Annotated in this window: 7 protein-coding genes and 1 pseudogene; 3 read left to right on the plus strand and 5 right to left on the minus strand. The window is 66.5% G+C overall.

Translation table 11 applies throughout. The features are described from left to right. The first annotated feature begins 35 nt into the window (after positions 1-35). Positions 36-1,739 carry a caspase family protein gene (locus ACZ4O3_RS27430; RefSeq protein WP_467724744.1) on the plus strand — a complete coding sequence of 568 codons (1,704 nt, stop codon included), beginning with the start codon at positions 36-38 and terminating at the stop codon, positions 1,737-1,739. A gap of 34 nt (positions 1,740-1,773) precedes the next feature. Here ACZ4O3_RS27430 and ACZ4O3_RS27435 read toward each other — a convergent pair whose 3' ends face one another. The 4 genes and pseudogenes from ACZ4O3_RS27435 to ACZ4O3_RS27450 form a co-directional block, all read right to left on the minus strand. Next, positions 1,774-2,706: a DciA family protein gene (locus ACZ4O3_RS27435; RefSeq protein ID WP_467724729.1), complete on the minus strand. Its 933-nt coding sequence runs from the start codon at positions 2,704-2,706 to the stop codon at positions 1,774-1,776. A gap of 290 nt (positions 2,707-2,996) precedes the next feature. After that, the gene (locus tag ACZ4O3_RS27440) at positions 2,997-4,259 is read right to left on the minus strand and encodes a hypothetical protein (RefSeq protein WP_467724731.1); all 1,263 of its coding nucleotides are present in this window, start codon (positions 4,257-4,259) and stop codon (positions 2,997-2,999) included. 51 nt (positions 4,260-4,310) lie between these two features. Next, positions 4,311-5,503: pseudogene (locus ACZ4O3_RS27445) on the minus strand (IS3 family transposase). A gap of 484 nt (positions 5,504-5,987) precedes the next feature. Then, entirely contained in the window at positions 5,988-7,001 is a 1,014-nt protein-coding gene (locus ACZ4O3_RS27450; RefSeq protein ID WP_467724733.1) for a GlxA family transcriptional regulator, read from the minus strand. Positions 7,002-7,045: 44 nt separating this feature from the next. On the opposite strand from ACZ4O3_RS27450, the gene ACZ4O3_RS27455 reads away from it, so the two are divergent. Then, on the plus strand, positions 7,046-7,813 hold the full coding sequence (locus ACZ4O3_RS27455) for an NAD(P)H-dependent oxidoreductase (RefSeq protein ID WP_467724735.1): 768 nt from the start codon (positions 7,046-7,048) through the stop codon (positions 7,811-7,813). A 319-nt stretch (positions 7,814-8,132) separates the two neighbouring features. On the opposite strand, the gene ACZ4O3_RS27460 is transcribed toward ACZ4O3_RS27455, so the two are convergent. After that, entirely contained in the window at positions 8,133-8,552 is a 420-nt protein-coding gene (locus ACZ4O3_RS27460; RefSeq protein WP_467724737.1) for a PLP-dependent transferase, read from the minus strand. Between the two features lie 56 nt (positions 8,553-8,608). Here ACZ4O3_RS27460 and ACZ4O3_RS27465 point away from each other — a divergent pair. Beyond that, the coding region (locus tag ACZ4O3_RS27465; RefSeq protein ID WP_467724738.1) for a transposase family protein at positions 8,609-8,916 on the plus strand (308 nt) is incomplete at its 3' end.

The following is an 8,916-nucleotide window of genomic DNA, read 5'->3' on the forward strand; positions in this document are numbered from 1 at the left end:
GTTGCCTGATGCAACATAGCCGAACGGGGGTGGCGATGTACCGCGCATTGGTGATCTGCAACTCCGTCTTCCCTGACGACCCGTCCCGCTTTCCCCGACTGGAGGGGCCACGGAAGGACGGGTTGGTCCTCTGGTCATCGCTTACGAATTCGCGAACGGGAAAGTTCCACACTGAAGACGTAGAAGTTTTCTACGAACGTTCCTCGAACGAAATCATGGAGCTGGCCGAAGACTTCTTCGCTAAGGGGAAGGCGGGGGACACCCTGCTCTTCTACTACAGCGGGCACGGTGTCCGAGAGCAGCAGGAACTTTTCCTCTGCGGCAGAGACTCGGTGCAGAGCAGGATGGTCTCCACCGGGGTTTCGACGGACTTGCTGAGCAAGATCATGAAGAAGACGCCGGCCAGCACAGTCGTCGTTGTTCTCGACTGCTGTCACAGCGGGGCTTTCAAGGGCAGGGCTCAGGTCAACCCGGATTCACTCGCCGGGAAGGGGAGATACGTCATCACCGCGTCCGGTGCGGTCGACACGGCTGCCGATGCTGAATCCCCAGGGACGGCCAGCCCCTTCACCCAGGCCCTGGCGGACGCGCTTGAGGCTGAGCCAGACGGCCCCGACACTCTCGGAGACGTCAGCCTGGCCGAGGTGGTGGGGCACATGAACACCCGGCTTTCGGGCCGGCACCCCCTTCCGAAGTACAAGTTCGACGGATCCGGCGACTTGGCCATCGCGAAGCGCGTTCCCCCCGAACGGGCAAGCCGGCAGTACTCGGACCCGCAGGGCGGGAAGGCAGACCGCACGGTTGCCACAACTCCCGGAACACCGGACACGGAACGCGTCACCCTCGGCGTCCACCTGGCCAATCTCTCCGCACGACACCGGAAGGACTACTCGTACGGGGACATCATCGCGGGGCTGATGTACCTCGTCCTGTCCGTGGTGATCGCGTTGTTGGCTCTAGAGATGGCCACCAACGAGGAGAGTTTGCTCAATCCGTACGACGAATCCGGCATCTACGGTGAGCGCCTCATGGATTCGGATGTTTTCCTGCTCTATTGCGCAGTACTTCTGACATTCTCCGTACTACTGGCTGTGGCGTCGATGTGGGAGCTCAGCGTCGCAGGGAAGTTTGCCCGTCAGGCACAGTCGCGCAGAGAATTCCTCGAAATGCTCAGCCGTCCGTATGCCCGACACGTAGGCGGCGTGCGCGACACGGTCGCCTTCCTGTTCGTCGTGCCTGTCTTTGTCACTCTTATCAGCGAGGACCTGCCGATCCTGCCGTGGTCGCTGGCAATTTCCCTCTGTGGAGCGGTCTTCGGGACAGTGTGCGTCAGTAGACTCGGTTACGGTGACGCGTCCTACCTCGCGGCGTCAGCGATCGTCCTGGCCGGCGTTTTCACTCCGCGAGCGGAGCTCGGATACGGCAGTGCGGGCGACTTTAGTGGCGTCGTGATCGCCTTGCAGTTGATTTCTTTTGTGGCGATGCTTTTTGCTTGGTCGGTCAGGCTTTCGCGCAGGAGCCTCACTCTGTCCGCACTCTCCAATTTCCTGCCGATTCTCATTTTCTCCCTGCAGACGGGAGTTCTGCCGGGCGTGAGCGCATTGGGGGCGGGTCTGGCCCTGTTCGGCTGTGCGCTCGGGGATGGTGTTGCTCTCCCCCTGAGGGCACCTATCGGGCGACTGGGTGCTGGGACGGTCGGCCCGATACGCCTCCTCAGGCAGGCCGTTTCACCACGCTGAAGCGTCGATCGCGACACTCCTTTTCGGAGCAGACCTACTGGAAGCACGCCGCTTGCCATTGCCACGGCTCTCCCTTGCTGGACCGGTGCCGGTCACTGCACGTATCGCCGCACAGGAATGCCACGTTCGCGGGCCAGATCGGCAAGCGGAGTCTCCTCGTCTTCCTGGGCGGCAAAGACCAGGCACAGATCGGCTCCGGGGCAGCGGAGTACTCATCCCTTTCACGAACAGCGGCTGGATTGTCCCGATCAGTGCTCGGTTCGCGCGGGAAGGCACTCACGAACAGGGAGGATGGGAGGTCGGCGCGCGTGACCTGGACGACCCAGTCCTCCACCATCTGGTCGGCCGCAGTCTTTCCCTCGTGCTCCAGGTACAGCGAATGGCCGGGGCCGACTGTCTCAACAGCGTCGTGCCAGGTGTCCAACAGCACGGCCTCCAGTGCCTGCCGGTCGGAGAAGTCAGAGGCCGACACGATCATGACCCGCACCGGACGGAGGAGGCTTTCGGGGAGCCGGACGATCGTGGTCTCCGGCATCACCGCGCGCAGTCGGGCCAGAACGACGGGCGCGCGCTGGGCGAGTAGATTGCCCGCGTTGGCCGACGTCGCTTCGGTGACAAGTTCTTGCTCCCAGTCCGACAGGTACTTCGGGCGTACCTCGCCGGCGAGATCGGCGCCCACGAGATCTGCCCAGTGCTGGGTGATTTCATCAGGAAGCGGTGCTGGTTTCAGGGTCGCGATCCGCGTCACCTTCGGAGCCCACGTGGGGCGTGCGTCGTTGAGTCGCGTGATCAGCCGCGGTGCGAGGAGCCGCATTTGGGTGGACCAGGGCGGGTTGGAGCACAGCACGTACAACGCTCCGTCGGGGGAGAAACCGGCTGGCCGAACATGACGGGCCAAGTCGACCCCTGCCACCGGATCCCACCATTCGCCGACGCGCTCGAACCAGGCGGGGCGTTCCAGGTCCATCGGCTGACCTTTCAGTACGGGGGAACGAGTAGGTGGGGCAGCGTAAACCAGTCGGTCCGTGCGGGGACCAGCCCATTTCGGGCCGGGCGTTCCGCAGCGTCTGCAAGTGTGCTGGTCTGCCTGGCCCCGGACTCACTCTCAGCACATGTCTGCGTGGTGGGGGCTGATGCCACGGCGGGCGAGAAGGCAGCGGAGTGCGAGGTGTCGACGGGATATCGCGATCGTGGGCCCGCTGCAGGCAGGCAGCGACTCGCATCGGAGTGCTGGAACGCCCATCTCGATGGGATCAGTCAAGTCGACTGCGCGTACCGCCCATTAGCCGTCATGAGAGCAGCGACCTGGTGGTATCCGTATTCGACTGCTTGGCGGCTGGGGTGACTGAGCACTACCTCACACCCCAGTACGGCCTCTGGGCTTGAGCAAGGGGCCGGGCTGGGGCGGCAATCGATGCACCTCATCGCATCCAGGGCTTGGAGGCGTGTCACTAGCCGGGGCGGCAGCTTGGCCTTCGGTAGGCGCACGCGGGTGATGCGCGGGCCGAGGGTGCTGCCTCCTTCGGGCATGCCACCTGATGTGTGTCGTGGAGGTATGTCGAGGGGGTCATGGCCGGTGAGGTCCCACACGGTTTCGTCGGCGTGGGAGCGGTGGGTGGTGGGGTGGGCGGTGAGCAGGAGGGGGCCTCGGTCGGTTGTGTAGACGAGGTGGCTGGTGAGGGTGCCGGCTTCGACGTGGAGGGTGTCGAGGATGCGACGGACGTCGAGGGAGAGGCGGCGGGTGAGGAGGTTGCTGCGATGCAGGAGGTCACATCGTTGTGGTCGGCCGGGTGTGGTGGGGTGGTGGGCCCAGATGCCGGTGACAGTGTGATGTGGTCCGTCGGGCGCGGGCCGGGTGAGGGTGTCAACGCTGTACTGGTGCCCTTTGACCAGTTCCTGCAAGGCGAGGGTTGCCGTGCCGGTGTGGTGGTGGGCGGCTTCCTGGATCCGCGGCCAGGCGTGAGCGATCTGTTCGGCGGTGTGGCAGTGGGCCTGAGGGGCGGCAGTGCCGGTTGCGGCGAGGGTGAGCCGGTAGGCGCTCGCCTGGGCGCAGTCGGCCCAGGCGAGAGCTTCGGCAAGCCGGCTGGTGCGCAGGGTGGCGGGCGCGGGGATCCCGTCGCGTGCGAGGGCTTTTGCCTGGATGCCGCGGTCGGTGCGCAGGCTGGTCGAGGCGGGGTTGCCGGTGCCGGGGAGACGCAGATGCCAGGCGATGCGTTCGGCGAGGCCGACCCCGGTGGGACTGGCCGCGAACACCGTGTCCACGGCGGCTTCGCCGAGCACCTGGAGGATGCGGGGCAGGTCGCCGTCGTGGTCGACGACCCGCGTATACCCCTCCCCCGCCCCAACCCTGCTGTGGGCGGCCGGTGTTGAGGCGGGGTCGGGGTTGACCGCGACGGCGGCCTGTGCGCGGTGCTGGAGGGCGTGGGGGTACCGGGAGCCGGCCGGTGGGGCGATGACGGCGACCGTGGGGGTCGCCGCCTGCGGCCGGCCGGCTTCCGGGTCGAGGTGGGTGTGGGTCACGTGGTGCAGCTGGTGGTGTGGAGTGACCCCTTGAGGTCCGACACTTTCGTTTTATGCGGCGAGGTGGAGCCGTTGTCTGTAGCGGGTCCTGGCCTGGTGTGGGGTGAGGTAGCCGATGGTCGAGTGGATCCGCTCCCGGTTGTAATACTGCGCGATCCATCCGAATACGTCTTGCCGGGCCTGCGATCGGGTCGGCCAGGCCGTGGTGCCGATCTCGGATTTGAGTACGGTGAAGAAGCTCTCTGCAGCCGCATTGTCGAAGCATGACCCGGTTCGGCCGGTGCTCTGCCGGATGTCCAACTCGGCCAATGTTTCCCGGAATTGGCGAGACGTGTATTGCGATCCGCGGTCGGTGTGGAAGATCGCGTTGCCAGCCGGGTGTCCGCCGGCATGGGCCATTCGGATGGCGTCATCGACCAGCTGGGTGCGCATATGGTCGGCCATGGACCAGCCGACGACCTCGCGCGTGCACAGGTCGATCACCGTGGCCAGGTAAAGCCATCCCTCAACAGTAAGCAAGCAGGTGATGTCACCGACGAGTTTCAGGCCCGACATCGGCGCGGTGAAGTCCCGCTGGACGAGGTCGGGTGCGGGCGGTGCCGTACGGTCGGCCTTTGTCAGGGACCGTGATTTCCGGCGGGTTATTCCGGCGATCTGACGTTCCCGCATGACCCGGGCGACGCGTTTGCGATTCACGACCCTTCCCTGCTGGCGCAGGGTACGAGTGATCCGCAGAGCGCCGTAGGCGCCCCGGGAGTCGGTGTGGATGCACCGGATCCGGCGGACAAGTTCCTCTTCCTCATCAGCCCTTTGCTGCCGTGCCTCCTTGTTCTTGTGCCAGGTGTAGTAGCCGGAGCGGTCCCAGCCCAGGACGTCGCACATCCGCTTCACGCCATGGGCGTTCCGGTGCTCGTCGACGAAACGGAAGCGGATCACCGTGTCGTCTCCCGTGCGAAATAGGCGGCGGCCTTCCGGAGGATCTCGTTGTCCTCCTTCAGCCGGGCGTTCTCCCGCCGCAGGCGCCTGAGTTCCTCTTGCTCGCTCAAGGTCATGTCGGCATCAGCCTCGTCGCCACTCGCATGGGCGCGGCGGGCGGTGTCCTCTCGGACCCACTTCCGCAACGTTTCCAGATGGACGCCAAGACCCCGGGCGATGTCGGTAAGGGGCCGGTTCTTCGAGGACCGCACAAGGTCCACTGCGTCCCGTTTGAACTCGTCCGGGAAATTCCTCCGTTTTGCCACCATGGATCACTTCCCCTGGATGACGAAACATTCAGCGTCCAGGTGTCGGAATCTCGGGGGTCACTCCACCAACGGCTTCACACCGTCCCAACGACAACAGCACCCGCCCCCGGTAGTGGAACCCGGCGCCCGCCCGACGCGACACTCGGGCCGCGAGCATGCCCACCATCAGCCACAGAAGGCGAAACGGTCCACCGACTCCGTCGGCGGACCATCATGCAAGATCGAGGCCAGACCGGACTTGCGGACCGTCTCCCCCCAGCAGCACCGTTCCGGCCTGCGAGACCGCCCTACCGCCACTTCCCTCAGCGCGGACCGCGGATAGAACCCGCTACCCCTACTCCTGGAGAGTGTTTTCTTTCCGTGCGGCCAACAGGACCCTAGACGAGTCCCATCGTTACAGGTCAGAAGCACTCTCCGCTTGTTTGATCAAGCATGGCCAGGCCCATTCGTGAAAGCGCGAGGCTCGCCGGGCTGGGCCGCCTGTTCACCCGCGGAACGTCGACCGGTACGCGCTCGGCGACACGCCCAGCGCCGCCTGGAAGTGCTGGCGCAGCGAGGCCCCCGTGCCGAAGCCAGCTTCCGTCGCCACCCTGTCCACCGGGAAGGTCGACTCCTCCAGGAGCTGGCGGGCGCGCTCGATTCGTTGCTGCGTAAGCCATTGCAGCGCCGAGATGCCGACCTCCTCGCGGAAGCGGCGCGTGAACGTGCGGATGCTCATCGACTCGCGAGCCGCCAGCTCGCGCAGCGTCAGCGGGCGGTGAAGGTTGTCCAGCGCCCAGGCTCGGGCGGCCTTCGTCGACGACGTCCGGGGCTCGAGCACCGGGCGGCGGACGAACTGAGCCTGGCCGCCCTCGCGGTGCGGGGAGACGACTGTGCCGCGGGCGACCTCGTTGGCCACGGCCGTGCCGTGGTCGCGGCGGATCATGTGCAGCACCAGGTCGATCCCGGAGCCGACGCCGGCGGAGGTGAGGACGTCGCCGTCGTCGGTGTAGAGCACGCACGGGTCGACGTCGACCTCCGGGAACCGTTCCTGCAATTCCGCGGCGGATTGCCAGTGAGTGGTCGCCGGGCGGCCGTCGAGCAGGCCTGCGGCGGCCAGCACGAACGCGCCGGTGCAGATCGACGCGATCCGCGTGCCCTCCCGGATCTGCGCAAGCGCGGTGCGCACCGGCGGGGCCAGCTCGCGCGCAGCCGGCTCGTAGTCGGCCATCGACGCCGAAACAATGACGGTATCGGCCTCTGCGAGGACTTCCAGACCGCGATGGACGGGGATGACGACGTCGGAGTCGGTGCGCACAGACCCTGGCTCGGGCGTGCAGGTGACGACCTCGTACAGCGGCTCGCCTGCCGCCGAGCGCGCCTGACCGAACAGCCGCTGGACGATGCCGAGTTCCATCACGAGCATCCCGTGCCGCACCAGGACGGCGACGCGGTGGCGGCCGGGGTGCGCGAACGCGACAGGCGAAATCATGGCCCGATTCTTGCACATATTGACCATCAGGCCACTCGCTCACGCTCTGCGACGGTCGGATGATCTAAGTCATGAACGTGTTGTGGGTATTCGCCCATCCCGAACCCCGCTCGCTGAGCGGCGCCCTCCGCGACGACAGCCTCCAGACACTCCGGAACCTCGGCCATGACGTCCGCGAGTCGGATCTGTACGCGATGAAGTGGAATCCGGTCGTCGACGTGGCCGACTACGGCACCGAGGCCGCCGACAGGCGGCTGCAGGTCGCGGCGGCGTCCGCCCGTGCGTACGCCGGGGGCACGCTGAGCCCGGAAATCGTTGCCGAGCAGGAGAAACTGGCCTGGGCGGACGCAGTCGTCGTGCAGTTCCCTCTGTGGTGGTTCGGCGTCCCCGCGATCCTCAAGGGCTGGATCGACCGCGTGTTCGTGAAGGGGTTCGCGTACGGCCTGTCCGGCGATGACGGCCGCACGCTCCACTACGGCGAGGGCAGACTGGCGGGCAAGCGCGCGATGGCGGTCGTGACGGGCGGCGCCAGCGAAGCGGCGCTGGGCCCGCGCAGCATCAACGGCTCCCTGGACGACCTGCTGTTCAGCCTCCAGCACGGGACGTTCTTCTACACCGGGATGTCGATCCTCCCGCCGTACGCGGTGTACGGCGCCGACCGGGTATCCCCGGAGCAGTTCACCGAGGCCCGCGACGCGCTGCGCGAGCGGCTGCGCACGCTGGAGACGACGCAACCGCTGCCGTACCGCTCCCGCAACGGTGGCGACTACGACGAAAACATGGTCCTCAAGGAGGCGCACGTGCCCGGTGAGACCGGGTTCGCGATCCACCTCCGATAATCACAGCACGGGCCGGGTCAACAGGACTTTCGACACCGGCCGCGTGCAGCTCGCACATCACGGCAGGGCCCACGTCGTGCGTGCCGCCGGCGACGGCCGGCTTCCTCCTCGATTCCTCACCGGATCTCACGATGCCTCCCATCGCGACGGAGTAGCCGCCGAGGTACTTGGGAATGCTGTGCCACACCAGGTCGGCCCCCGTGGCCGAGTGGCCGGATCGAAGCGGGCGTGGCGAACCTTGAGTCCACGACTAGCTTGGCACCAGCGGCGGCGAGGGTGGCCAGGGCAGGAAGGTCGGGGACCCGCATCGGCGGGTTGGTCAGCACTCGACGAGCAGGAGTCCGGAGCGCGGGGTCAGTGCCCGTTCGACGTCGGCGGCGTCGACAAGGGTCGTGATGATGCCAAGACGAGGTAGGTCTACTTCGAGCAGACTGCGAGTGCCGCCATATGCGTTGGGTTCGTCGGCGACGGCGTGGCCGCATGCCTCTACCAGGGCAAGCACCGTTTCGGTGAGCGCGGCCATGCCTGACGCGGCGCCTACGGCGGCCGCCGCACCTTCGAGGTCTGCCACGGCTTCTTCGAGTAGCTGGCCGTTGTAACGCCCGAAGCAGTGAGCGTTTTCATGGTGGCTACCGATCGGGTGACGCCGGCGGGGTGAGGTGGGGGCCGAAACGCACGAGGCTCCCGTGCCGTTGGTGGAGGTGTTCGAAGTCTCAACCCACCGGCACAGGAGCCTCATCGGTTCCCCATCCTGCCGCACTCGACCTGCCTCATGGCCTGGTCGAGTGCGGCAGGATGCTCATCGTCACCCGCGAGGGTGACCGGCGGCGCAAACTCCCACCGCACCAGCGTGCGCTCGCCGCTCTCGTGCACCTGCACCGCCACCACACCCTCTCCCGCATCACGGCAGGCTTCGCCCTATCTGTCGGCACTGCCCACGCCTACGTCACAACTGTCACCAGCCTGCTCACCGACCACGCTCCGGATCTGCCCAAGACGCCACGCGAACCTGACCCAAAGTTCGTCCTCCTGCACGGGACACTCACCGAGCGCCACCGCGTCGGCAACAGCCGGACCGACTACTCGGCCAAACACCGCCGGCA

The sequence above is a fragment of the Streptomyces sp. NPDC026515 genome (genome assembly GCF_055567595.1).

Coding starts and splice junctions, on each gene's coding strand:
- ACZ4O3_RS27430 (WP_467724744.1), top strand. CDS start 36: ATGTACCGCGCATTGGTGATCTGCAACTCCGTCTTCCCTGACGACCCG.
- ACZ4O3_RS27435 (WP_467724729.1), bottom strand. CDS start 2,706: ATGGACCTGGAACGCCCCGCCTGGTTCGAGCGCGTCGGCGAATGGTGG.
- ACZ4O3_RS27450 (WP_467724733.1), bottom strand. CDS start 7,001: ATGGTCAATATGTGCAAGAATCGGGCCATGATTTCGCCTGTCGCGTTC.
- ACZ4O3_RS27455 (WP_467724735.1), top strand. CDS start 7,046: ATGAACGTGTTGTGGGTATTCGCCCATCCCGAACCCCGCTCGCTGAGC.
- ACZ4O3_RS27460 (WP_467724737.1), bottom strand. CDS start 8,552: ATGAGGCTCCTGTGCCGGTGGGTTGAGACTTCGAACACCTCCACCAAC.